21 protein-coding genes and 1 other RNA gene are annotated in these 24,024 nt (G+C 58.4%); 16 read left to right on the top strand and 6 right to left on the bottom strand.

What is annotated here, in order from left to right; all coding sequences use genetic code 11:
* The first annotated feature begins 99 nt into the window (after positions 1–99).
* Genes ercA through JJO78_RS13855 form a run of 5 tightly spaced genes read left to right on the top strand, consistent with a single transcriptional unit; the run spans position 100 to position 5,269 of the window.
* A complete protein-coding gene (gene ercA, locus JJO78_RS13875) occupies positions 100–1,263 on the top strand; it encodes an alcohol dehydrogenase-like regulatory protein ErcA (RefSeq protein WP_041335242.1) in 1,164 nt (387 codons plus the stop codon).
* Positions 1,247–2,998 (top strand): PAS domain-containing hybrid sensor histidine kinase/response regulator, encoded by a 1,752-nt coding sequence (locus tag JJO78_RS13870; protein WP_075194299.1) that lies wholly within the window; start codon positions 1,247–1,249, stop codon positions 2,996–2,998. Before ercA ends, JJO78_RS13870 begins: the two co-directional genes overlap by 17 nt.
* Before the next feature lie 49 nt (positions 2,999–3,047).
* Positions 3,048–3,332, top strand: a complete 285-nt coding sequence (locus JJO78_RS13865) for a hypothetical protein (protein ID WP_041335245.1) — start codon at positions 3,048–3,050, stop codon at positions 3,330–3,332.
* A gap of 31 nt (positions 3,333–3,363) precedes the next feature.
* Positions 3,364–4,740: a class II fumarate hydratase gene (locus JJO78_RS13860; protein WP_075194300.1), complete on the top strand. Its 1,377-nt coding sequence runs from the start codon at positions 3,364–3,366 to the stop codon at positions 4,738–4,740.
* A gap of 46 nt (positions 4,741–4,786) precedes the next feature.
* Positions 4,787–5,269 (top strand): CDP-archaeol synthase, encoded by a 483-nt coding sequence (locus JJO78_RS13855; protein WP_075194301.1) that lies wholly within the window; start codon positions 4,787–4,789, stop codon positions 5,267–5,269.
* Between the two features lie 9 nt (positions 5,270–5,278).
* On the opposite strand, the gene JJO78_RS13850 is transcribed toward JJO78_RS13855, so the two are convergent.
* Complete coding sequence (locus JJO78_RS13850) at positions 5,279–6,253, bottom strand: metallophosphoesterase (protein WP_075194302.1); 975 nt, start codon at positions 6,251–6,253, stop codon at positions 5,279–5,281.
* A 145-nt stretch (positions 6,254–6,398) separates the two neighbouring features.
* On the opposite strand from JJO78_RS13850, the gene chrA reads away from it, so the two are divergent.
* The 3 genes from chrA to msrB all read left to right on the top strand — a co-directional run bounded on the left by chrA (position 6,399) and on the right by msrB (position 8,777).
* A complete protein-coding gene (gene chrA / locus JJO78_RS13845) occupies positions 6,399–7,592 on the top strand; it encodes a chromate efflux transporter (protein WP_075194303.1) in 1,194 nt (397 codons plus the stop codon).
* 98 nt (positions 7,593–7,690) lie between these two features.
* Positions 7,691–8,338, top strand: coding sequence for a peptide-methionine (S)-S-oxide reductase MsrA (msrA, locus tag JJO78_RS13840; RefSeq protein ID WP_075194304.1), 648 nt, complete (start codon positions 7,691–7,693; stop codon positions 8,336–8,338).
* 10 nt (positions 8,339–8,348) lie between these two features.
* On the top strand, positions 8,349–8,777 hold the full coding sequence (gene msrB / locus JJO78_RS13835) for a peptide-methionine (R)-S-oxide reductase MsrB (RefSeq protein ID WP_041335269.1): 429 nt from the start codon (positions 8,349–8,351) through the stop codon (positions 8,775–8,777).
* A gap of 9 nt (positions 8,778–8,786) precedes the next feature.
* Here the strand turns inward: msrB and JJO78_RS13830 are convergent, their stop codons facing one another.
* Complete coding sequence (locus JJO78_RS13830; protein WP_177190622.1) at positions 8,787–9,758, bottom strand: calcium/sodium antiporter; 972 nt, start codon at positions 9,756–9,758, stop codon at positions 8,787–8,789.
* 330 nt (positions 9,759–10,088) lie between these two features.
* Between JJO78_RS13830 and mqo the strand changes: the two genes are divergently transcribed.
* From mqo to JJO78_RS13805, 5 genes are all read left to right on the top strand, one after another.
* Positions 10,089–11,570, top strand: coding sequence for a malate dehydrogenase (quinone) (mqo, locus tag JJO78_RS13825; RefSeq protein ID WP_075194305.1), 1,482 nt, complete (start codon positions 10,089–10,091; stop codon positions 11,568–11,570).
* Positions 11,571–11,723: 153 nt separating this feature from the next.
* Positions 11,724–12,956 carry an ATP-grasp domain-containing protein gene (locus tag JJO78_RS13820; protein WP_007153140.1) on the top strand — a complete coding sequence of 411 codons (1,233 nt, stop codon included), beginning with the start codon at positions 11,724–11,726 and terminating at the stop codon, positions 12,954–12,956.
* Between the two features lie 53 nt (positions 12,957–13,009).
* Positions 13,010–15,034 (top strand): hypothetical protein, encoded by a 2,025-nt coding sequence (locus JJO78_RS13815; RefSeq protein ID WP_075194306.1) that lies wholly within the window; start codon positions 13,010–13,012, stop codon positions 15,032–15,034.
* A gap of 28 nt (positions 15,035–15,062) precedes the next feature.
* Entirely contained in the window at positions 15,063–16,733 is a 1,671-nt protein-coding gene (locus tag JJO78_RS13810; RefSeq protein WP_075194484.1) for an acetolactate synthase large subunit, read from the top strand.
* Between the two features lie 50 nt (positions 16,734–16,783).
* Positions 16,784–17,653, top strand: coding sequence for a hypothetical protein (locus JJO78_RS13805; protein WP_075194307.1), 870 nt, complete (start codon positions 16,784–16,786; stop codon positions 17,651–17,653).
* A gap of 132 nt (positions 17,654–17,785) precedes the next feature.
* Here the strand turns inward: JJO78_RS13805 and JJO78_RS13800 are convergent, their stop codons facing one another.
* On the bottom strand, positions 17,786–18,382 hold the full coding sequence (locus tag JJO78_RS13800; RefSeq protein WP_075194308.1) for an exopolysaccharide biosynthesis protein: 597 nt from the start codon (positions 18,380–18,382) through the stop codon (positions 17,786–17,788).
* Between the two features lie 181 nt (positions 18,383–18,563).
* On the opposite strand from JJO78_RS13800, the gene JJO78_RS13795 reads away from it, so the two are divergent.
* Positions 18,564–19,073, top strand: coding sequence for an MgtC/SapB family protein (locus tag JJO78_RS13795; protein WP_036212145.1), 510 nt, complete (start codon positions 18,564–18,566; stop codon positions 19,071–19,073).
* 24 nt (positions 19,074–19,097) lie between these two features.
* Here the strand turns inward: JJO78_RS13795 and ssrA are convergent.
* The 3 genes from ssrA to smpB form a co-directional block, all read right to left on the bottom strand.
* Positions 19,098–19,462, bottom strand: a transfer-messenger RNA (tmRNA) gene (ssrA, locus tag JJO78_RS13790).
* Positions 19,463–19,547: 85 nt separating this feature from the next.
* A complete protein-coding gene (locus tag JJO78_RS13785; RefSeq protein WP_075194309.1) occupies positions 19,548–20,966 on the bottom strand; it encodes a wax ester/triacylglycerol synthase family O-acyltransferase in 1,419 nt (472 codons plus the stop codon).
* Positions 20,967–21,129: 163 nt separating this feature from the next.
* A complete protein-coding gene (smpB, locus tag JJO78_RS13780; RefSeq protein ID WP_007153125.1) occupies positions 21,130–21,609 on the bottom strand; it encodes an SsrA-binding protein SmpB in 480 nt (159 codons plus the stop codon).
* A 179-nt stretch (positions 21,610–21,788) separates the two neighbouring features.
* On the opposite strand from smpB, the gene JJO78_RS13775 reads away from it, so the two are divergent.
* Together JJO78_RS13775 and JJO78_RS13770 are read left to right on the top strand one after the other, a co-directional pair.
* Positions 21,789–23,405, top strand: coding sequence for a sodium-dependent transporter (locus JJO78_RS13775; protein WP_075194310.1), 1,617 nt, complete (start codon positions 21,789–21,791; stop codon positions 23,403–23,405).
* Positions 23,406–23,486: 81 nt separating this feature from the next.
* Positions 23,487–23,927, top strand: coding sequence for a type II toxin-antitoxin system RatA family toxin (locus JJO78_RS13770; protein ID WP_036212167.1), 441 nt, complete (start codon positions 23,487–23,489; stop codon positions 23,925–23,927).
* Positions 23,928–24,024: the final 97 nt, after the last annotated feature.

The following is a 24,024-nucleotide window of genomic DNA, read 5'->3' as shown; positions in this document are numbered from 1 at the left end:
GGCACAGGTCTCAGGATGAGGAACCAGATGAGAAGGCACCCGGGTTGGGTTAAACTCCGGGTGAGACATAATAACAACGACATAATGGCGAGACCTTACATGAGCTACGACATTTCCTCCCTGCGCAAGTTTGTGTCCCCCGAGATCATCTTTGGTGCCGGCTCACGCAAGGCAGTAGCCAACTTCGCCAGTAACTTTGGTGCTCGACATGTGTTCCTGGTATCTGACCCTGGCGTGGAGAAAGCCGGCTGGGTTGCGGAAATCATGGATATCCTGGTGGCGGCGGGTCTCCGTGTCACGGTATTTACCGGCGTCTCAGCCAATCCGAAAGTGGACGAAGTCATGGCCGGGGCTGAATTGTATAAGTCCAGCCAATGTGACGTGATTGTCGCCATCGGCGGCGGCAGCCCCATGGACTGCGCCAAGGGTATCGGCATTGTCAGTGCCCATGGCCGGAATATTCTTGATTTTGAGGGTGTGGACACCATTACTTCGCCCTCGCCCCCGATGATCCTGATTCCCACCACGGCGGGGACATCCGCCGATGTCTCCCAGTTCGCGATCATTTCCGACCCCAGCCGGCGCTTCAAGTTCTCCATCATTAGCAAGGCGGTGGTGCCGGATGTGTCGCTGATCGACCCGGAAGTGACGGAAACCATGGACGCCTACCTGACGGCCTGTACCGGGGTGGACGCCATGGTGCACGCCATTGAAGCCTATGTCTCCACTGGTAGCGGGCCGCTGACGGACACCAACGCCCTGGAAGCCATCCGGCTGATCAACCGCCATCTGGAGCCGCTGGTGCTGAACACCGCCAATGTGCACCTTCGAGAGCAGATCATGCTGGCGTCCATGCAGGCCGGCCTGGCGTTTTCCAATGCCATCCTGGGGGCGGTGCATGCCATGTCCCATAGTCTCGGTGGCTACCTTGATTTGCCCCATGGCCTTTGCAACGCCCTGCTGCTGGAGCACGTTGTAGCGTACAACTACACCTCGGCAGAGGACCGGTTCCGGCGCGTGGCGGAGGCCATGGATATCGACACCCGCGGTATGTCAAAACCGGTCATCAAACAGCGCCTGATGGCGCGAATTATCACGTTGAAACAAGCTGTAGGGTTGGAGGCCAAGCTTGGCAAACTGGGCGTGACCACGTCTGACATACCCTACCTGTCCGGCTTTGCATTACAGGATCCATGCATCCTGACCAATCCTCGCAAGTCTTCCCGACGTGACGTCGAAGTGGTTTATGAAGAAGCCCTCTGATTCCAGCAACGCCGACTACGACATCGGTGACCTGCTTGGCCTTGGCAGCCAGTCGGTAAGAAAGAACTACTACCCGGCGCTGCAGGAGCGGATCGACGAACTGGAGAAGGAGCGTAATCGCTACAAGTGGCTGTTCGAGAATGCCCTTCACGGCATCTTTCAGGGTAACCTCCGGGGCGGCTTTGTGGCCGCCAACCCGGCCATGGCCCGGATCTGCGGCTATGAAAGCTCTGAAGCCCTGATCACGGGGGTTATCCGCCTTCGTGAGCAGCTGTTTTGCAGTTCTGGTGAGTTTGACGCCATCCGCCAGGAGTTACTGGATAACGGCAGTCTCAGTGCAAGGGAAACCCGGCTCAGACGCGCGGACAATACGCCAGTGCAAGTGGCAATCACGTTGTTGCGGCGGCCAGACCTCGGCCCGGAAGTGGTTGAAGCTTTTGTCGCCGATATCACCGAGCGCCACCAGGCGCGAGAAAAGTTGCGCCAGCTCAACGCGGATCTGGAACGCCGTGTGGAGGAGCGCACCGAAGAGCTGCAGAACGCCAACGTGGTGCTACGTTACCAGATCGAGCAGCGCGAACGGGTGGAGCGGGAGTTGGTGGTGGCTGTAGAGGCCGCCAAGGAGGCCAATGAGAGTAAGGACAAATACCTTGCGGCGGCCAGTCATGATTTGCTGCAACCCCTGAATGCGGCCAGGTTACTGGTGTCCGCCCTGATAGACAGTGATCTGCCAGCGGATGAAAACCGACTTGTCCAGCGTGTGTGGAGGTCCCTGGAGAGCGCTGAGGACCTGTTGGCGGATCTCCTGGATATATCCAGGCTGGATCAGAAAGCCATGCGGCCAGATATCGTCAATACCGATGTTGGCGAACTGATGAGAGGGCTGGCGCAGGAATTTGAACCGGTGGCTGAGAACGCAGAGCTGCACTTTCGGGTGCGCTTGGGGACAGGCTACGTAAGCACTGACCCGCGAATGCTAACCCGGATACTCCGCAACCTGTTGAGCAACGCGTTTCGCTATACCCGTGAAGGCGGTGTGCTGTTTGCGGCCCGCAAGCGTGGTCCCAATCTGGAAATTGGGGTGTGGGACACCGGTGTGGGCATTGAGCAGGAAAAGCTCGAGGACATCTTCCGGGAATTTCACCAGATACTGCCCAAGGGTGGCGGTCGCCAGGGTGTGGGCCTGGGGCTGGCAATTGTCGAACGCATGGCAAGGATACTGGCCTGCGAAATCCACGTGGGTTCACATCACGGCAAAGGCTCCTGTTTCAGTATTCTTGTTCCTCTGGCCCGGTTCACTGAGGCGACTGTCAGTAGTCAAAATGCGGAGCCGCCACCAATTGCACCTGTGTCCTTCGATGGGCTTCGTGTTCTGGTGATCGACAATGAAGAGCCGGTACAGGAAAGCATGCAGGCCCTGCTAGAGCGTTGGGGTTGCATGGTCACCACGGCGGGTAGTGCGGTTGAGGCTGTGGCGCATTGCGGCGGCGCAGACATCATCCTCGCGGACTTTCACCTGGATGAGAACCTGACCGGCTGTCAGGCGGTGTATGCCGTACGCAGACACTTCGGTCGTGACATCCCGGCGGCCATCATTACTGCGGACCGCAGCGATGAAACGCGAAGGCTAATCAGTACCCAGTATCTGCCCATTCTGAACAAGCCAGTAAAGCCTAACCGTCTTCGGGCGCTTGTCTCCAGTCTTGCCGCATCCCTGAACTCAGAGTCGCAATGACGGTCTACACTTTATTCTGTCAATCATTGTTTTGTCAGGAGAGTGTGACATGTCCGTTCCCGAGAACGCCCTCACGAACCACGAAGTAACTGTATGCCTGTCTGGCGGTGCCGTCCTGGGACCCTTCAACGCCACCTGGTCGAAGGACGAAGGCGGTGACGTAAGGGAACTGGTGCGGGAGTATGATGGTTTTCTGCAAGGGGAGAAGCAGCGCCGCTTCAAGTTTCACCTTCACGACACCTACACCAACACGGTTCATACCCTGATCCTGAATTTTGATCAGGTTACCGGCATTTGCGACCATGTCAGACTGAAGTCACCGCCAAACGGGTGAGCCCCAATGCCTGTGAACAGAGGAGGATGTCATGACGAATTTCAGGACTGAAAAAGACAGCCTGGGCGAAGTACGCGTTCCTGAAGACGCTCTTTGGGGCGCACAGACCCAGAGGGCTATCGAAAATTTTCCGGTAAGCGGCCAGCCAATGCCACCGGCGTTCATTGCGGCAGTGGTAAGAGTGAAGCAGGCCGCCGCCGATGCCAACGCCAGCCTCGGTTTACTGGATAACGATCTGCGGGACGCGATTGTTGCGGCCGGTGACCGCCTGGTAAACGGTGAATTCGCTGACCAGTTCCCCATTGATCGTTATCAGACCGGGTCTGGCACCAGCACTAACATGAATGTGAACGAGGTCATCGCCGCCCTGGCGGCGCAGGAGGATGTTGAGATTCACCCCAACGATCACGTCAACATGAGCCAGAGCTCCAACGACGTGATCCCGACCGCCATCCATGTCAGTGCCGTGGCTGGTATATACGAGCGTCTGATTCCCGCGTTGACCCACCTGTGTGGGGTGATCTATGAGCGTGAGGCGTTGTTCGCGAATCAGGTCAAGACCGGCCGTACTCACCTGATGGATGCCATGCCGGTCACCTTGGGCCAGGAGCTGAGAACCTGGCGGGAGCAATTGCTCGCCGCGGAAAGACGGCTTGAGGCGGCCGCCGATGATCTTCTGGCGGTGCCCCAGGGTGGCACGGCCGTGGGAACCGGGGTGAATGCGCTGGAAGAGTTTCCTGGGCAGTTCGTTAAGTTCCTCACCTCCAATACGGGTTACCATTTCCGCTCCCTGGAGCATAAATTCGTGGGGCAGAGTGCTATCGATGCGCCCGTAGCTCTGTCGTCCCAGTTGCGGGGGCTGGCCATCGTACTGACCAAGATCGCCAACGACCTGCGCTGGATGAACAGTGGGCCGATTCACGGTCTGGCGGAAATCAGCCTGCCGGCGTTGCAGCCGGGCAGCAGCATCATGCCAGGTAAGGTCAACCCGGTGATTCCCGAGTCGGTGGCCATGGTCGGGGCCCAGGTCATGGGGCTGGACAGCACCGTTGCCATGGCAGGGCAGTCGGGTAACTTCCAGTTGAATGTGATGTTACCGCTGGTTGGTGCCAATCTATTGGACATGATCGAACTGCTGACCAACGCCTCAACCATGCTCGGAGATAAGGCGATTCGGGATTTCACGGTGAATACCGATCATCTGGACGCCGCAGTCGGCAAGAACCCGGTACTGGTTACCGCACTCAACCCCGAAATTGGTTATAGCCTGGCGTCTGATATTGCCAAGGAAGCCTACCAGACCGGACGACCGGTGATTGACGTGGCGGAAGAGCGCAGTGGCCTGGATCGCAACCGGCTGGAGGAACTGATGGACCCGCTGAAGCTGACCAAAGGCGGGCTTGCCTGATAGTAAGTAACCGCCGAAAGGGCGGCCCTGACGGAGACTGAGCCGATTGCTGATTTCTATCGAGCTCTTCGTGATGCTGGTGCTCGCAAATGGCGTACCGGTTCTGGCCGCCCGGCTGTTTGGCCGGCGCTGGTCGGCCCCTGTAGATGGTGACAGGCTATGGCGGGACGGGCGGCCGGTGTTGGGGCGCAGCAAAACCTGGCGCGGTATCGTATCCGGTGCGCTGGCGTGTTGCCTGTTTGCGTGGATCACCGGGATAGGCGTCATATTCGGCCTGGCGTTCGGGTTACTGGGGTTGGCTGGCGATATCATCAGCAGTTTCATCAAGCGTCGTGCCGGGCTCGCCTCCAGTGCCCGGGCCTCAGGGCTCGACCAGATCCCCGAAGCCTTGCTGCCGATGCTTCTGGCATGGCTTTGGCTGGACCTGGGCTGGTTTATTGTGGCGGTTGTCGTGGTGCTGTTTACGCTGTCGAATATCCTGCTGTCGCCCGTACTGTACCGCCTGGGTATACGCCATCAGCCGCACTGAGCTCAAGCTTTAGCCGGGGCCCCTTGTCAGGGTGTGTATTGTTACCTCTGGTGGGCAATTCAGCCGTACGTTGACCACCGATGTGCCCGCGCCTGGTGAGGTATACCCCTGCATGCCGTTGCGGCGCCAGTAGCCGCGGCCGAGTTCTCTGGGGCAATCGGAATCCAGGGTCACGGGGATGCCACCGGGCAGGCAGATCTGGCCACCGTGGGTATGGCCGCACAGGAAGATGTCGTAGCCCGCATGGGCAGCCTCGCGCCAGATCTCCGGCGTGTGGCTCAGTAATACGCTGATGCCACCCGGGGGGATCTCGTCTCCTGCTCGGTGTAGGTTGTGTACCTTGTAGAAATGGGCATCGTCCACACCTGCCAGATAGAGTTTGTCCTCGCCACGCTGCAGTACGGCATGTTCATTCATCAGCAGGTGATAGCCCATGTCCTCAAGTCCAGGAACCATGCGTACGCTGTCGTGATTGCCCAGTACAGCGTAGGCTTTGCCGCGAATAGCGTCCCGCAGCCTGGCCATGCCATCCATGGCACCATCAATCGAGCCCCAGGTGAGGCGCCGGTAGTCCCCGGTGAGCACACACACATCGTACTCGAGGGGCTCGATTTGACGGATGACGGCCTGCAGGTTGGCTTCATCCATATCCACGTGAAGGTCGGTAAGGTGCAGTATGCGGAAGCCTTCGAAGGCCTGAGGCAGGCCAGGGATGTGGAACTGGTTGTGGGCGGTGTCCAGCCGGCGGCTGTTGTGCTGTCCCCGCCGGAACAAACCGGCCAGTTTCAGGCAAACACTGATGAAGCGTGGAGCGGAGGTGATGTTTTCCAGGTGGAACGAATGGCGGTCCGGGCCGAATACACGAGCTTCCGCTTCCCGCTCAATGCCCAGGCGCTGGCGCGCGTGTACCGGGCCAAGGCGGAGGCTCAGGCGATACTCCAGGAGGTCATCCTGATTGTCTGGTGTATGGGCCCGGGCGGTCATTGCTGGTCCTGTTGGTTGTTGGAAACGTTACCTGTCACGATCCGGTCAACCCGTCCCTTCATTATGGTCTGGACTGGGAGTGATGCAACCGAAGCGTCATAATGTTCATCTTTCTTAACACACGTTGCCACGATCAGAGTGTTCCATGACCAAGGATAGCTTCACCAGGGAGACGTATGCCGGGGCCCTGCCAGCCTGGCACATTTTTCTATTATTTCTGCGTTTGGGCCTGACGTCTTTCGGTGGTCCGGCGGCCCATCTGGGATTCTTCCATGACGAATTCGTAAAGCGCAGGCGTTGGTTGTCGGACGCGGCCTATGGCGAGGTGGTGGCACTGTGCCAGCTGTTACCCGGCCCTGCTTCCAGCCAGGTGGGATTGACCCTGGGGTTCCTTCAGCGCGGCTATCGAGGCGCAGCAGCGGCCTGGCTTGGCTTTACCCTGCCGTCGGCATTGTTGATGACGCTGTTTGCACTCGGCCTTGGCCTCTGGCCGGATGCCGGGCAGGGTGGCTGGATAACCGGCCTTAAGTTATTTGTGGTCGCCGTGGTTGCCCAGGCGGTCTGGCAGATGGGCAAAACCCTGTGCCCGGATGCTCCGCGCCTGTCGATTGCCGTGGTGGTCGCGGTTGTTCTGCTGATGGCGGGCGAAGCCTGGATGCAGATACTTGTCCTGCTTGCAGCCGGCGCGGCCGGTGCTGCGATGCACCTGCCGCAAAAGCGCGTGGAGGAGGCATTAACCATACCGGTTCAGCCCCGTCGCCCGATGGTGTTTCTGGTGGTATTTTCCGCGTTACTGCTGTTGGCTTTTTTACCGTTGGCCGAAGGCTCCCTGGGCTGGATCGGGTCTGAACTCTATCGCGCGGGGGCGTTGGTGTTCGGAGGTGGGCATGTGGTGCTGCCCTGGCTTCAGGGGAGCTTTGTGGTGCCAGGGCACCTGTCGGCGGATACGTTTCTGGCCGGTTATGGCCTGGCTCAGGCCATGCCAGGCCCGCTGTTTACCTTCTCAGCGTTTCTGGGAGCCATTGAGGGCGGCTGGACCGGTGCTGCCGTGGCTGTGGTCGCTGTTTTTCTGCCGGGAACCCTGCTGGTATTTGCCGGTCTACCCCTGTGGTCATACATTCGCAGCCATTCGGTTGCACGGGCGGCCCTGGCTGGGGTGAATGCCGGCGTTGTCGGGCTTCTGCTGGCGGCGCTGTATGATCCGGTGTGGACCTCTGCCGTACACAATGCAGGGAGCGTTGCGTTTGTCCTGTTGGCCTGGGTTTCCCTGTCGATATGGAAAGTACCGGTCTGGATACTGGCACCCGGCAGCGCGCTGGTGGGCTTGCTGGTTTTCTGATGCCCCCAAAGTGGGGGTAGCTAAAACCAACCAGGGAGGCCACACTTGGACATTGGGGAACTAAATGAACGGTAATAATCCAGAAGCAGAGGCTGATTATGTCCACATCCTGCACGATTCCGGGCTTGAACGTACCGAAAAGCCGCTTTCCGGAGCCTGAAAGCGATTTGCCAACCGGCGATAACCGCGAGCAAAGGGTTGTGCTTGGCGGTGGCTGTTTCTGGTGTGTGGAAGCCGTTTTTCTGGCGGTGAACGGTGTCAGCCGGGTGGAATCCGGCTATGCCGGGGGCACAGCGGAAACCGCCAACTATGAGGCGGTGTGCGGCGGCCAGACCGGCCACGCCGAAGTGGTCGACGTTCATTACGACCCGCAGACCGTCAGCTTCGGGGATATCCTGAAGGTGTTTTTCTCGGTGGCCCACGACCCAACCCAGCTTAACCGGCAGGGAAACGACCGTGGTACCCAGTACCGTTCCGCCGTTTTTTACGAGAATGACGAACAGAAACAGGTGGCGGAAGCCTACATTCGCCAACTGAACTCGGCGGGCGTTTATGATAATCCTCTGGTGACAACCCTGGAGCCGTTGGAGGCTTTTTATCCGGCGGAAGACTATCACCAGAATTTTGCCGCACGGAATCCATACCAGCCCTACATCACGGCTGTTGCGGCACCAAAGATTGAAAAGCTTGTGGACACGTTCGGTGACCAGCTCAAGCCCGGTTACACCGACAACAACATTGCCTGAGGAGGCTGCTATGAGCGTTTCTGCTGCAGGTTATGACCTGACCCCGCTGACACCACAACAAGTGGACGAAAAGGCCGCGGGCCTGACGGACGAGGAGCGCCGCGTGTTGCTGGATCATGGCACCGAGCGGCCATTTTGCGGCACCTTGCTGGACAACAAGAACGCAGGTGCCTATTACTGCCGGTTGTGCGAGTTGCCGCTGTTCAGTTCCGATTCCAAGTTCGATTCCGGTACCGGTTGGCCGAGCTTTTTCCAGCCTTTTGACACCGACCACATCCGTTACATTGAAGACAACAGCATGGGCATGGCTCGCACGGAGATCCGTTGCCCGCGTTGTGACAGCCACCTTGGGCACGTGTTTCCGGATGGCCCGCCGCCAACCGGCCAGCGTTACTGCCTGAATTCAGTGGCGATGGTGTTCAGGGAGAACCAGGCCTGACCGGCCTGGTTAGCGGATGACTGTCGACACCAGATAGCTGGTGTAGCAAACGTACACCAGCAATAACAGCACGCCGTCCGGTCGCCCGATGGTCCGGGACTTACCCGTCAGCCCAAAGCTCATCAGCAGAAGCCCGATGGTGAGGGCTGTCATCAGGGTCCAGTCGCGGTAAAGCACTTCCATATCCACGGCCAGGGGCTCAATGGTCGCAGCCAGGCCAACCACGGCCAGAGTGTTGAAAATACCAGACCCCACAATGTTGCCGAGTATCAGGTCGTGTTCGTTTTTCTTGACGGCCGCCAACGCAGAAGCCAGTTCCGGCAGAGAGGTGCCGATGGCAACGATTGTCAGCCCGATGATCAGGTCACTGACGCCGAGGCTCTGGGCAATAAACACCGCGCCCCAGACCAGCATGCGCGAGCTCACCAGCAAAAGCACCAAGCCTACAACCAGCCACATCACGGCTATTTTCAGCGGCATCGGGTGGGCAACCAGCTCGGAGTCGGTCTCGCCGATCAGTGAGTCCCCCTTGCCCTGGATGCCTTGATAGATGGACCAGCCCATGACGGCTGCGAACACACCAAGCAGTACCCAGCCATCGAGCCGGGTCAGGTTGCCATCAATCAACTGGTAACCGGCGATGGCCGTCAGTACCAGTAGTAGCGGGAGTTCCTTGCGTATTACCTGGGAGTGCACGGCAATTGGTGCAATCACCGCAGTCACACCAACGATCACGGCGATGTTGGTGATGTTCGAACCGTAAGCGTTGCCCAGGGCCAACCCGGGATTGCCATCGAGTGCGGCCATGGCTGACACTGCCAGTTCAGGCGCAGAGGTGCCGAATCCGATAATCACCATACCAATCAGCAGCGATGGCATACCGAGGTGTTTGGCGGTGGCTGCTGCGCCTTCAATGAAGCGGTCTGCGCTCCAGACCAGTAAAACCAGGCCAGCGATGATTGCTGCGATTGCCAATAGCATAAAGGATGCCCTGTTGGTGTAAGCCGCACGGTATGAGACTAAAGTGGCGGTGATATCGTTGAGCACAGACGCGAGAATGTAACAAAGAGCGCCCGGCGAGCGCATTTTAAACGTTTGACCTACACACGGCCACCGTTGGTAAATAAATCAGGACGTTGGCCCTTGTCAGATATGTTGGCGCAACCAGCCCCAGGCGGGCCCGACCACGAGTCAGTTGATATTCGCAATTTATTATCCGATCAAAAAACGGGATAATCGCGCCACAATTTCCAAGCCCCTCTGCTGATCGTGGGCGGGCAACAGGCTTTAAACTAGCTAGGGTGATAACCAATGGCCGTTAGACAGGCAGATGTGGTGCTGGTCGGCGGGGGCGTCATGAGCGCCACCCTCGGCATGATGCTCAGGCAGCTTGATCCTTCCCTGGACATCGTCATGGTTGAACGTCTTGATCACGTCGCCCATGAAAGCACCGATGGATGGAACAATGCAGGGACCGGGCATGCCGGCTACTGCGAACTCAATTACACCCCCGAAACCGACGATGGCGATGTTGCTATCGAGCGGGCGTTGAAGATCAATGCCTCGTTCGAAGTATCGTTGCAGTTCTGGTCTCATCTGGTTGAGCAGGGGATGCTGCCGGAACCCAAAAGCTTCATCAACCGAACTCCTCACCAGAGCTTTGTATGGGGCGAGGATGGTGTGAAGTTCCTCAAGCGTCGCCACGAAAAGCTCAGCGCCCACCATTTGTTCCGGGAAATGGAGTACACCGAATCCCCGCGGGATCTGGAAGAGTGGATGCCGCTGGTGGTGAACAACCGCGACCCGATGCAGAGAGTGGCCGCCACGCGTATCAAGCACGGTTCAGACGTGGACTTTGGCTCTCTCACCCGCAGCATGGTGGAGTTCCTGGAAACCACGCCGAACTTTGAACTGATGTTAAGCAGCCCCGTGCATTACCTGGCCAAGCGCGACAATGGCCGCTGGAAGGTACGGGTGAAGAACCAGAAAACCGGAGAGCTGACGAAGCTTGAGGCTGGGTTTGTCTTCCTGGGCGCCGGTGGCGGCGCCTTGCCGATGTTGCAGAAGTCCAACATCGACGAATCCAAAGGCTACGGTGGTTTCCCGGTCAGCGGTCAGTGGCTGGTTTGCCAGAAGCCGGAAATCGTCCAGCAACATCACTCCAAGGTCTACGGAAAGGCGCCAATCGGCGCACCGCCGATGTCGGTTCCGCATCTGGATACCCGTATTATCAACGGTGAACCCGCGCTTCTATTCGGCCCGTTTGCTGGCTTCACCACACGGTTCCTCAAGCAGGGTTCGGTATTCGATCTGTTCGGATCGGTCCGCTCAGCGAATCTTCGTCCCATGTTGTCGGTGAGCCGCACCAACATGGACCTGACCCGCTACCTGATTGGTGAGGTATTCCAGTCTCACAGCGACCGTGTGGCTTCCCTGCGCAATTACTTCCCGGATGCCCGCGAAGAGGACTGGCGCCTGCAGGACGCCGGCCAGCGCGTGCAGATCATCAAGAAGTCGCCGGAAGGTGGCGGTAAGCTGGAATTCGGTACCGAAATTGTGGCGGCGAAGGACGGCACCCTGGCCGCTTTGCTGGGTGCATCGCCGGGGGCTTCGACGGCTGTCCAGGCCATGATCGATGTGATCCAACGTTGTTTCCCGGAACGTATGGAGTCTTCGGAATGGCAGGAACGCATGAAAGTGATGGTGCCTTCCTACGGTCAGTCGCTGGTAGACGATGAGCAATTACTCAATAGAGTGCGGGAACGAACGCTCTCAACCCTGAAATTGAGCTGATATTCCCAAACGATCTAACACTGGCGGAAGCGCTGGTAGTCCTGGCTTAAAAGCTGGGGCTGCCGGCGCTTTTTGTTTTCTGGGCGCCGGGCCCGGTTGCGATTTGCGCCTGAAACGTTAGGTTATAAGGAAACACCACCAAGGAGAACGAACATGAGCGAGCAAGAATTCGATCCGAATAAAGGCTATATCGCACTCCTGGGATGGAGCCTGAACGCGGTGGAAGCTGCCGATAAATTTGATCGACGATATGTGGTGGTTGCGCCGGATTGGGCGGAGGCTTACTGCAAGGAACATGATATTCCCTATGTACCTTGGAACTTCGAGCGCCTGAACGACCGGTCAGTTGAGATTGCTCAGACACTCAAAGAGATGGGCGTTAATGTGGCTATCCCATTGTTTGAGGAAACCGTGGAATGGGCCGGCGCTATCAACTCGGTTCTGATGGATCAGCCAAAGCTGTTCGGCCAGTCCATGTTGTTACGGGACAAGGCCCTGATGAAGCGCCGCGCGCAGCTGGGCGGCATTCGCGTTGGGATCTTCGAGGAAGCCCATGACCGAGACGACGTTATCCGTTTCCTCAAGCGCGTCAACCAGACCCTCTTGAAGTTGGACGGTGACCCCAACGATCCGATTCACCTCAAAGCATTCGACAAAGCCGGTTGTCTGGGCCACCGGGTGATTCGTACCCCGGACGAAGTGGACACCATTCCCGAGGAAGAATTCCCGGTGCTGATGGAATCCCATCTGGACGGTTGGGAATTTGCCGTCGAAGCCTGGATTCACAACGGCAAAATCGCATTCCTGAACATCTCGGAGTATGTGACCCTGGGTTACTCGGTGTTTGTGCCGGCCACGCCGGACCTGGAGAAGTACCGGGAACAGATCACCCGCGAGATCGAAAAGCTGATCAAAACGTTCGATATCGAGTTCGGGTTTATTCACCCAGAGTACTTCGTGACCAGCGACAGTACCATGTACTTCGGAGAGGTGGCGTATCGGCCGCCAGGCTTCAAGGTGTTCGAGCTGCTTGAGCGTGCCTACGGCTTTAACGCCTATCAGGCACTGATCATGACCTTTGACCCGAAAACCACGGCAGAAGAGGTAAAGGCGTTCTTCCCCAAAGAGGTGGTGGATGCCAAGGGCTATGCCGGCTGTTTCGGCGTTTATCCGCGCCGCCGGGTGGTCAGCCAATTGGAAATGCCGGAAGAGACCGAGAACCACGATTACTTCGAGTCCCACGAGCTCACGCCGCCGTTGGAAGAAACAGTTACCAAGCGTACTGCCTTTGGCACACATTGGGGCCTGGTTTACTTCTTCGGTGAAGACCCTTATGTAATGCGGGATTTACTGAAACATCAGGAAGAACTGGATTTCTATGTATAATTCCGTAAGGAATTAACAACAATGGGTCTGATTCAGACTCTGAGGAACACAGTTTGAGCAACTCCGACGCTGGAAACCCGGCACCTGTCGTCAATTTCGATAAGCTGGTTCAGCGACTGGACGATGCCATCGCGGCTCTCGATGAGAGCCGCGATTTTGCCAAACTTGGCAAGTTACCCCGGTTGTTCGACATCGTGCGACGGGTGCTTCTGCAGCCGGAGGGCTGCCTTGCAATTGAACAGCGAGCCGAACGGCTTGAGAAAGCCGGCGTGTTCCTGGGAACAGACTGGGCAGACCCCTCCATTCTATTGCCATCGTTGACCACCTTTTCCTTGCAAAGCCCACAGGCCGATACGGTCATCATCGAAGGGCTCAGCGAACTGCGTTTGCTGGCGGTCGCGCGCGGTGAATACCTGCATGAGTCGATGTCGGCGGAACAGGCGCATCACTACCTGACCCAGGTATTGGCCATCAACCTGAACATGCTGTTTGGTGAAGCAGGCGAAGCCGAGCGGGAGCAGGGCAAGCTGGCACTGGTCAGCCGCGCGGTGGTACAGCATGTTGCCACCCAGATCGGCTATGAGCATGTCATCGATCAACTGATTGAAGAGATCTGGCGCATATTGCAGCAACGACCGATCCAGGTCAGCAGCGTACGGCAGATGATTACCCAGATTGCACTGTGCCGCATTGATCCCAATGTGGATCTCGGTGGTGCGGGTCAGGGTGCGGAGCGTCTGATTTCGAGCCTTTACGGGCCAACACAGGCGTGCCGCGAAGATCCTGGCATTCCTGTTTACCAGGAACGGCTGCAGTCCATGGACGCCGTGGCCCTGCAAAGTGAGGCGACCGGTTTTGCCCGTTCCATGCACGACACCGGATTGGTGTCGCCGTATCACGCCACGTTTGTCCGCCACATCCTGGAGAGTCAGGATGCGCTATTGACTGAAGCCCTGGGCCTGTCCAGTACCGGCCGCGATTGCCTGCTCTGCTACAAGGATCTGGTGCATGAGTTGATCAATGAAGGCGTCTATCCGGAAACAGCCCAAGGTCTTTATGGCCTTGCGTTGATGCTGGAGCGAGGCATTCTCTATCAACCGCCACTTGCACCCGCGCTGTGGCGCCAGGCCAGGCTCTCCATCTGCCCGCACGCCCGGGAGCGTATCCGATTGGCATATGGTTACCAGCCACAGCCGAAGGCATGGCTGTTGCAGGGTGTGCTCAACATGCTGGGCCAGCCCCTTGGCGTGGGGCAGGGAAACAACCCTACCTGCCAATCTGCACGGGCGCTGTCCATGTGGGCCTACAACGATCCGGACTATCTGTTGCAGATGGTGGCCTGGGCCGCCCGCGACAACGAAATCATCATGCATTTCGAGGGTCGCCCGGTATCTTCCTCCGGCAGCCAGGGTGGCGTGGCCTCCGAAGTAACGCTCGACCTGGATCCGGTTTCGCTGGTGGTAGTACCGCACCTTGACCGGATTTATGCGGAAATGGGGCGCCTGTGTACGGACCGCCAGGGCGACCCCCACCAGTGGGTTAACCCCGAGTTCCATGGTTGGTCCGCCGGCCGTGGATTCCGCATAAACGTGGATGTTGCAACCGGTCACCTGGAAGACCTGGACACCTTCCTGCGACATTTCTATGCCAGCTACCACCCTTACTATAATGGCAACCAGCCGCTGATCCATCCGCAACCGGCTGGCGTAGCGGTTACCGACAGTGCCGCAAGATTCATCGGCTGGCACGCGATTACCATCCTCCGTGTGACTCTGGACCCGGAAGAGGTCATGCGGGTGTATTTCTTCAACCCCAACAACGACAGTGGTCAGAATTGGGGCGACGATGTGGTGGTCAGTACCTCCAGGAAAGGGGAGCGGTTCGGTGAGGCATCCTTGCCCTTTGAACAGTTCGCCTCGCGGCTGTACATTTTTCACTTCGACCCCCTTGAACGCGGTGAACCCGCAGACGTGGGCGAGGAGGAATTGGAGCGGGTGATCAGCCGCGTTCACCGCAGTTGGGGCCGAGACCGGTTGCCGGCTGAGGCATTGCAGGCCGAACCTCCGCAGGAAAAGTAGACCCAACCAAGCCAGAACGGGAGAGATGATGACCGCTGAGGCCACTACCCGCCGCAACGGCGCCGAGCTGTTTGTTCGTGCCCTGGAAAACGAAGGTGTTCGGTACATCTTCGCGGTACCGGGTGAAGAAAACCTGGATCTCCTTGAGGCCCTGCGCGAATCCAGCATTGAGCTGGTGCTCAATCGTCACGAGCAGGCAGCCGGCTTTATGGCCGCGACCTACGGGCGCCTGACAGGCCGTGTGGGCGTTTGCCTGTCGACCCTCGGCCCTGGGGCCACCAACCTGGTAACCGCCGCTGCCTATGCCCAGCTCGGCGGCATGCCAATGATGATGATTTCCGGGCAGAAGCCCATTAAATCGTCCAAACAGGGGCTGTTCCAGATCCTGGATGTGGTGGACCTGATGCGGCCACTTACCAAGTACACCCGCCAGATCAGCAACGCCAACACCATCCCCGCCAAGGTGAGAGAAGCCTTCCGGTTGGCTTCGGAAGAGCGCCCCGGTGCGGTTCATCTCGAATTACCGGAAGACATCGCCTCCGAGGTGGCAGAGAGCGATACCCATATCTTCCAGCCCAGTGATGCCCGTCGGCCCACTGCCAGTACCAAGAGCCTGGACACTGCCTGTGACATGATCAGCAAAGCCAGGTATCCGCTGATCATGATTGGCGCCGGTGCTAATCGCAAACGGGTTTCCCAGGCCCTGATCCACCTGGTGAACGTGACTGGCATTCCCTTCTTCACCACCCAGATGGGCAAGGGCGTGGTGGATGAGCGCCACCCCCGTTACCTGGGTAATGCGGCGCTCTCGGCCGGCGATTTTGTGCACTGCGCCATTGATCACGCTGACCTGGTGATCAACGTCGGGCACGATGTGGTTGAGAAACCGCCGTTTTTCATGCATCCCGGCGGCAAACAGGTTATCCATGTGAACTTCAGCGCTGCTGACGTGGACCCGGTTTACTTCCCCCAGCACGAGGTGGTGGGCGACATTGCCAACAGCGTGGAGTACCTGGCCGAGAAATGCGGCCAGTGCTCTTCACACGACTTCAGCCGGTTTATGGAAGTGAAAGCTTCCGTGGACAGCCATATGGCCGACAAGGCGGACGATGGCCGTTTCCCGGTTATTCCCCAGCGAATCGTCAACGACGTACGCCAGGTCATGCCCGACGACGGCATCATCGCGCTGGACAATGGCATGTACAAACTCTGGTTTGCCCGCAATTATCCGGCCTACGATAACAACACTGTGCTGCTCGACAATGCCCTGGCTTCCATGGGCGCCGGCCTGCCCAGTGCCATGATGGCGGCCATGCTCTATCCACACCTCAAGGTGATGGCGGTGTGCGGCGACGGTGGCTTCATGATGAATAGCCAGGAGCTGGAAACCGCTGTGCGGCTGAAGCTGAACCTGGTGATACTGATCATCAACGACAATGCCTACGGCATGATCAAATGGAAGCAGGCCCAGGAAGGCTTTCAGAACTTCGGGCTGGATTACAACAACCCGGACTTCGTCAAATACGCCGATGCCTATGGTGCCACTGGCCATAGAATCACCCGTACCGAAGACCTGCGGCCGACGCTGAAAAACGCACTGACCTCGGGGGGTGTGCACCTGATCGATGTGCCCGTGGACTACAGCGAAAACCGCCGTGTGTTTGATGAAGAATTGGTAAATCTGACCTGTAACCTCTAATGCCTGTAGTATTATTCGCCCAGTATTGAACATTGATTGAGGATGGGCGAATGAGTTACTCGTGGTTCAGAGTGGTGGCACTAGCGCTGGCGGCCGTGGTGGTCGCTGGATGCAGCAAGCCGGAAACGCCCCAGGAAGTGGCCGCTGAATTCTGGCAGGCCCTGTCCGAGAAAGACGCGGATACCGTTGCCGATCTATCGACGCTTGCCGCCCCCTCTGCCTTCGATGGCTACGCCCGGGACTGGTCTGGCACCGTGCCTGATTTCGGTCGGGTGGTCATCGACGATCGCGAAGCTACGATCGTAACCCGCCTGCCCGCTGAGAACGGCGTCCCCGGCGAGCGCCGGGAAGTGAATACCTACCTTGTGGAACAGAGTGGCGACTGGCTGGTGGATTACGACCGCACCGGCGAGGCGATCATGAATCCGTCTCCGTTTGCAGGTTTGATCGGAGAAATGAACCGGCTGGGCGAGCGCTTGACGGCCAGTTTCGGACAGTCCTCCGACGATCTCTCTCGCCAGATGGACGCCATTGCCCGCGAATTCGAGGCGTATTCCGATCAGGCCCAGCGCCGGGCAGAGCAGGCCATGGAAGAGTACGGCCAAGCCCTGCATGGGCTGATGGAAGAGTTGGAGGAATCCATCGAAGAGGCGTTGGAAGACAACCAGCGGGCGCCTGAGAGAGATCGAAGTGTCTTACAGCGAACCGCGGCGGACCTCAATCGAAGCAGCGACAGGCTGGATGAGCCGGATTTCGACGCCTTTGCCGACAGTTCTCGTGCGTTAGCTGAGGCGGGAGCGCGTATCTCGCGCCTGAGTGACGATACCTTCAAAAGCTACAAGCGCACGTGGGACGCCAAACTGGACGAAATCACTGAGCGTACCCGCGTATTTTTTGAAGAGCTTCATGGGCGTGGGTGATAACCCGGCGTCATAGAACTGTCATATTGATCTGGTGTACTGAAGATGTGTTAGTCCCTGAAAGCGACTAAAGGAGCTCCTGCTCCACTGCATCTTTGGGCCAACGGACGGCTCCTTTTTACGCCTCTAGTATTACCCCGCCAGCCCGGTAACCACAAACCAGCCGGTCACCAGCGTGAGCGACGTTGCTACAATTGCCAACAACCCGTCCCTCGCTACGATTGCCAGCCCGAAGGCCGTCAACGCAGCGCCGCCACCATTGGCGCTGAAGGGCACCACCTCCATCGCCGGCATGGCCAGAGCCACCAGCATGCAGATAATGGCCATCACATAGAGCCCTGGCCCGTCCGCCAGAAACACCAGGCGCGGCCCTGTCCAACGATCCAGAAAACGAGCCGGTTTTTGCAGCCAGTCCAGTCCCTTCAAGAGCTTGTCCTGGGGCACGGAACGCTGGGAAATCCAGGACGGCATCCAGATGGTGCGTCTGTGGAACAACAGTTGCCCCAGCGTCAGCAGAACCACCAGCCCCAGAATGGTTGGAACGCCGGGAATGTCACCGATCAACGGCGCCAGGGTGATCAGCCCTGCTACGAGCACCACGGGCCCGAACGAACGTTCCCCCACGCCATTCATGATATCGTTCACCGACACTCGCCCGGCTCCGGCCGCCGACTCGCGAATCTGCTCCAGCAGTTGTTGCATGTTGGTAGGATCGCCATTATTGCGCATAGATAGGGCTCTTCCTCGAATCAGGGTAACGTCTGCCAAATCCGGCCTTTAAAACCTACCATTCTCGATAATCGGAAAACAGCGATTGCGACCGAACCGCAGCGGAAATGATTGAAGCCTTTGCAGACCAGGACTAATCTCGATCCAGCGATAACAAAAACTTCAGAACCCGGAAATCCCCATGGCAGACTTGCTCAACGTTGACTGGATGCTCACCCTCAACCACCTGCTGTTGATGGCCATTGCCTACCTGCTGGCGTTCCCCATCGGTTTCGACCGGGAAGAGCAGGGGCCCAGGATCGGCCTGAGAACCTTCCCGCTGGTGGCCGTGGTTTCATGTGGCTTCATGCTTGTTGGTCGAGCCGTCATCGACTCCCCGGGCGAACAGGGCCGCGTACTGCAAGGCATTGTCACCGGCATCGGTTTCATTGGCGGCGGCGCCATCCTCAAGGACGACAGCCGCGTAATCGGCACCGCCACCGCCGCGAGTATCTGGAACTGTGGCGCGATCGGTGTGGCTGTTGCGTACCACCACCTTGAGATTGCCATAGCCCTGAGTGCCCTGAACTTCTTCACGCTGCGCTACATGGGAAGGCTGGTGCGGTCGGTGACCGGTGAGCCTGTGGTTGAAGATGGGCAGACAACCAAGCCTGTGGAAGTTCGGGAGTCTGATAACGAAAAAAGCCCCTGAAATCAGGGGCTTTTTTCGGTTGGTTGGTGGAGACGGCGGGAATTGAACCCGCGTCCGCCAGTACTCAGCCTTGAGGTCTACATGTTTAGCGTCTCTCTATTGATTTAAGTTCAAGCGACCCGAGAGCCAGGGTGCAAGAACCGAGTTCTTTAGATCTTAGCCGTTAGCCAGTGAACTCTGGAAAACGGAGCATCCCGTAAGCGATGACGTCCTGAGATGTTGCTTCCGGGCTACGGGCGACCCGGTCAGGACGACTAGCAGCTTACGCTGCTAGTGCGTAGTTTTCGTCGTTTGCGACTATTGCGTTGCAGCTTTGGATTAACGAGATTGGCTGCCATCTCGACATGCACCCAAGGGTTCGCCACCGGCGTCGAAGCCATGTCGTCCCCTTACCGACAGTATATGTGGCTGCTTCCGCCAACTTCAAGGTTTTCCTGGTTTTGTTTTGTGGTGTCGGGTGGTCAGTTGTACCTATCAACTGGCGGCCCGGGCGGTGTTCTGTTCGCTGTTGTGCAGCGCGGCGTCCAGGAGTTCGGCAAAGCTGTCGCGGAAATGCCCCATCACACTGGCCGGGTCGGCCTTGATGTTCTTGTCGATGGTGATGCCGAATTGCACCGTGCCGGCGTAGCTGAATATGCTCAAACCGATGCCGATATTGCCGCTTTGGGGCACCCAGAACATGGGCTGGGTGAGCTTTGCTCCCGCCAAATATACAGGTTCTTTTGGGCCCGGCACGTTAGTGAGTACCGCAGAGGCCTTATTGCTGAGCATGGAGAGCGCCCGCCGCTCAAGGACATCCGGGCCGCGCCCGAACAGGTCCAGCAGGCTGTAGGTTACCTGAGCCTGATAGGAGCGTTTGAGGCGGTTCATGTTTTCCTGAACCTGGCGGAACCGCATGATCGGATCGGTCTCCTCCACGGGCAGGGTGACCAGCACTAGCCCGAACTGGTTGCCCAGGGTTTCGATCGGCTGTCGCATCGGGCGCAGGTTAAACGGTACGGCAACGCGAACACCGCATTCCGGCGTGGCCTCGCCGGTGGCTAAAAAATGCCGTTGCAACGCGCCGGCGGCGGCACACAGCAGCACATCGTTGGCGGTGCCGCGCAGGGCTCTGGCGCACACCTTCACTTCGGCGAGACTCAGCGGGTCGGCCCAGGCGACATGCTTGCGACCGCTCAGGGGTATTTTCAGGCAGGTGTCTGGTTCCGCCGGGGAGAGGCCCAGCTTGAGCAGGTCGACGGCGATGTTGCCCGCGGTAGTGGCCAGTTTGAACGGGTAGCCCGGCTCGTTGCGGATGGACTTCAGAAACAGGCCTGCCTGGTCGATGGCGGTTTGTCCATTATGCAAAGCCCGGCTGGCGAGCTGTCGTAGACCTTGAGGTGCATGGGTCTTGGATTGGCTGGATGTCGATACCCGGCTGAGTCTCGGTTCCGGCGAGTTGTCGGTCAGCGAAAGCAGCACACGCACCAGTGAAATGCCGTCAGCAATGCAGTGATGGATGCGAACCAGCAGGGCACAGCCACCCTGATAGTTCTCGATATAGTGGATTTGCCAGAGCGGGCGCCGGAAATCCAGCGAGGTGCTGGTCAGGTCGCTGGTCAGTGTTTGCAGCTCCTGTTTGCCTCCATCGCCGGGAAGGGCAAGAACGTGAATATGGTTGTCGATATGAAAGAGTGGGTCGTCCTGCCAGTACGTGCGGTCGCCTTCGGTGACGACGCGCTGTCGAAAGCGCCGGAAGGTGAGAAAGCGTTCGTCGAGCGTTCGCTTGAGGCGCTTGAGGGCAATGGGCTGATCAAACACCAGCACCGCTGAAATCATCATGGGGTTCTCGGGGCATTCCATGCGTAGCCACGAGCGATCTACTGCAGACATGGGTGTTTGTCGGCGTGTCATCACTTGCTCCCTTTGGTTCCCGTCTGTCCCTGGGTGGCCGCTGTCCGTATGCGGATTGGGGTAAGGGATCGAGTATAGGCTGATCAGAGAGGGGCTAAAAGAGGATGCAGATGCGACATAAAATGCGGGGAGAAGTCGCCGGGCCTGGGGCCCGGCCAGCGGATCAGACGTTGGTTTCGCGGAGGATGCGTTGTTTCTGGCGGTTCCAGTCCCGTTCTTTCTCGGTGGCACGCTTGTCGAAGAGCTTCTTGCCTTTCACCAGGGCAATTTCGCATTTCACCTTGTTCTTCTTCCAGTACATGGCCAGCGGAATGCAGGTATGGCCTGCCTGGTTAACCTTGCCGACGATCTTGGCAATTTCCTTGGCGTGCAGCAGCAGTTTGCGGGTCCGGGTCGGGTCCGCGATAACGTGGGTTGAGGCGGCGGTGAGCGGGATGATGTGGGATCCCAGCAGCCAGGCCTCTCCGTCCTTAAGCAGCACGTAGGCATCGGTGAGCTGCGCCTTGCCGGCACGGATGGATTTTACTTCCCATCCGAGCAGGGCCAGGCCCGCCTCAAAGCGTTCCTCGATGTGGTACTCATGTTTTGCCTTTTTGTTCAAGGCAATGGTGGCGCTCGGTGCGCCGGGTTTCTTCTTGCTCATGAATCGTTGATCCGGAGTCGGACAGAAAATTTACCGTGCGTAATCGTGCCGGAAAAGCGCGCATTGTAGCCCAGTAGTACCAGACTGGTCACGAAATCGGCGCGATTGACTGAGTCGATGGTCGTATGGGTTGTGATTCCTCCGCTACAATGTGCGCTGAGATGTCGTCAGGGAATGGAATGCCTACTCCATACGAAACACCAATCGGGTCGTGGACCCGGCCAACCACTTTTTTCTGGGCCGCGACCGGGGCAACCTTTGGCCTCGCGAACGTGTGGCAGTTTCCCTACCTGGCCGGCCAGCATGGCGGCGGGTTGTTCATATTGCTGTACCTGGCGTGCCTGTTGCTGGTCACGCTGCCGTTGATGGTCACCGAATCCGCGATGGGAAGATACGCCCGCCATGGATTGGTGCTGGCGATGGATGGTTTCGTTCGCAGCGCGCGACGGTCCCGGGCGTGGATGTGGGCTGGTCGTCTGGGGGTGTTGGCGGCTTTTCTGGTGCTTTCCTTTACGGCTGTTTTCGGTGCCATCGCTCTGGCCTACGTATTCTACGGAGCCATGGGCCGGTTTATTGGCGCCGGCGAGGCTGAAGCCGCAGGTATCCTCTCCGCGTTGGTGTCGGACTCGCGGGACTATCGCGTGTTCATGGGCTGGCACGGATTCTTCCTGTTGCTGGTGGTGTGGGTGTCGATGCAGGGCGTGGTGGACGGTGTCGAGCGTGCAGTACGGGTGGTGGCACCGGCGATGATGCTGATTCTGCTGGCGCTCTGCGGTTTGGCCGCCTGGAGTGGGGATTTCCGCAGTGCGTCGGACTTCATGCTGGATTTCCGCCCCGCCGACGTGACCCTGGACAGTTTGCGGGCGGCGTTGTTTCACGCGTTTTTCACTCTTGGGCTCGGAATGGGCGTGTGGACCCTGTTCGGTGCCTATACACCCGCGGACACTCGCCTTAAGCGTTCCGTGCTGGCTGTGGTGTTGATGGACACCCTGATCGCCATCGGGGCCGGGTTGGCGATTTATTCGTTGGCGCCCGATGGCCATTCCATGGAAGGTGAGCGCGGGTTCGGGCTGCTTTTCCTGTCGCTGCCGGTGGCCCTGGCGGATCTGCCGGGCAGTCAGTTTCTGGTGGCGGCCGTGTTCCTGGTCATCGTGATGATTGTGTGGACGACGTCTCTTTCATTGCTTGAGCCGGTGGTCGGTTGGTTTCAGGAGTGGACAGGCGCACCAAGGGGCTTGTCCGCCTTTCTGATGGGCAGCTCAGTCTGGCTGGCGGGGCTTGGGTCGTTGCTGTCCTTCAATCTATGGTCCGACGAGCGTTTCGCCGGGGGCACCTTGTTCCGCTGGCTTGAGCTGATCACGGGTGGCCTGCTGATTCCGCTGGTGAGTATCCTGATATCTGTCTTCGCGGGCTGGTACCTGACCCGAAATCTGACCTTCACCATACTGGGAAAGGCACCACGCCTGATTGGCCGTATATGGTTCTGGGTGATGCGCTTGATCTTGCCGCTGGTGGTGGCGTATATCGGCCTGCAGTACACCGCCACGTCGCTGGTGGCGTTGTGCGACAGCGGTAGCAACGGATTGTGGTGCGAACCTACCGTAGAGTTGGCGCCAAGCTCAATGACGCCAACTGCCCCCGATGCGAATGATCCCAACAATGAAGCGGGTGATGCCGGTGGGGGTGGCGAGCCAGAGACCAATCCGGGCGAGCCAGGCGAGAAGAGCGGTAAGAACGGCCCGGCTGGGCAGGAAAGTGACCCCAACAACGGTGATATCCTTTATCATAGCGTCTGATATTGGCGTCCCGATTAAAGGGGCTCCCCCTTTGCAGGGTCTTCAACTCAAGAGTATTCGCAAGCAGGACGTCCGGTTCCAATGCCCCATCAGATCGACAAGACCGCGCTGGTTATGCACTCGGCGGAACGCATGTTCCACCTGGTCAACGATGTTGCCAGCTACCCCGACTTTCTTCCCTGGTGTTCAGCCAGCCAGGTGCACGAGCAGACAGACCACGAAATCATGGCATCTATGGATATCGCCAAAGGTGGTATCCGTCACCGGCTGACCACGCGCAACCAGCTGTACCTGCCGCATACCATTGAAATGAGCCTGGTGGATGGTCCTTTCCGTAACCTTAGCGGTCGTTGGCAGTTCAAGCCCCTGCAGAATAACGCCTGCAAGGTGATTCTCACGCTGGAATTTGAGTTTTCCGGATCCTTGTCGAGGATGACGTTCGGGCCGGTCTTCAATCAGGCTGCGAATACCATGGTGGACGCGTTCTGCCGTCGCGCAGACCAGGTGTATCTCGGGGGATAACAATGATTCGAGTTGAGGTGTGGACTTCCCCCACTTCAGTAGACACGCATCGATAACTCCTCAACAGGAGAAGAGCGATGCCGAAGATGATCACGGG

It is taken from the genome of Marinobacter sp. DS40M6, from assembly GCF_028581595.1.
Taxonomy (GTDB): Bacteria; Pseudomonadota; Gammaproteobacteria; order Pseudomonadales; family Oleiphilaceae; genus Marinobacter; species Marinobacter salarius.
Note: the sequence above shows the minus strand (reverse complement) of the source record. Positions and strands in the feature narration are given on the sequence as shown.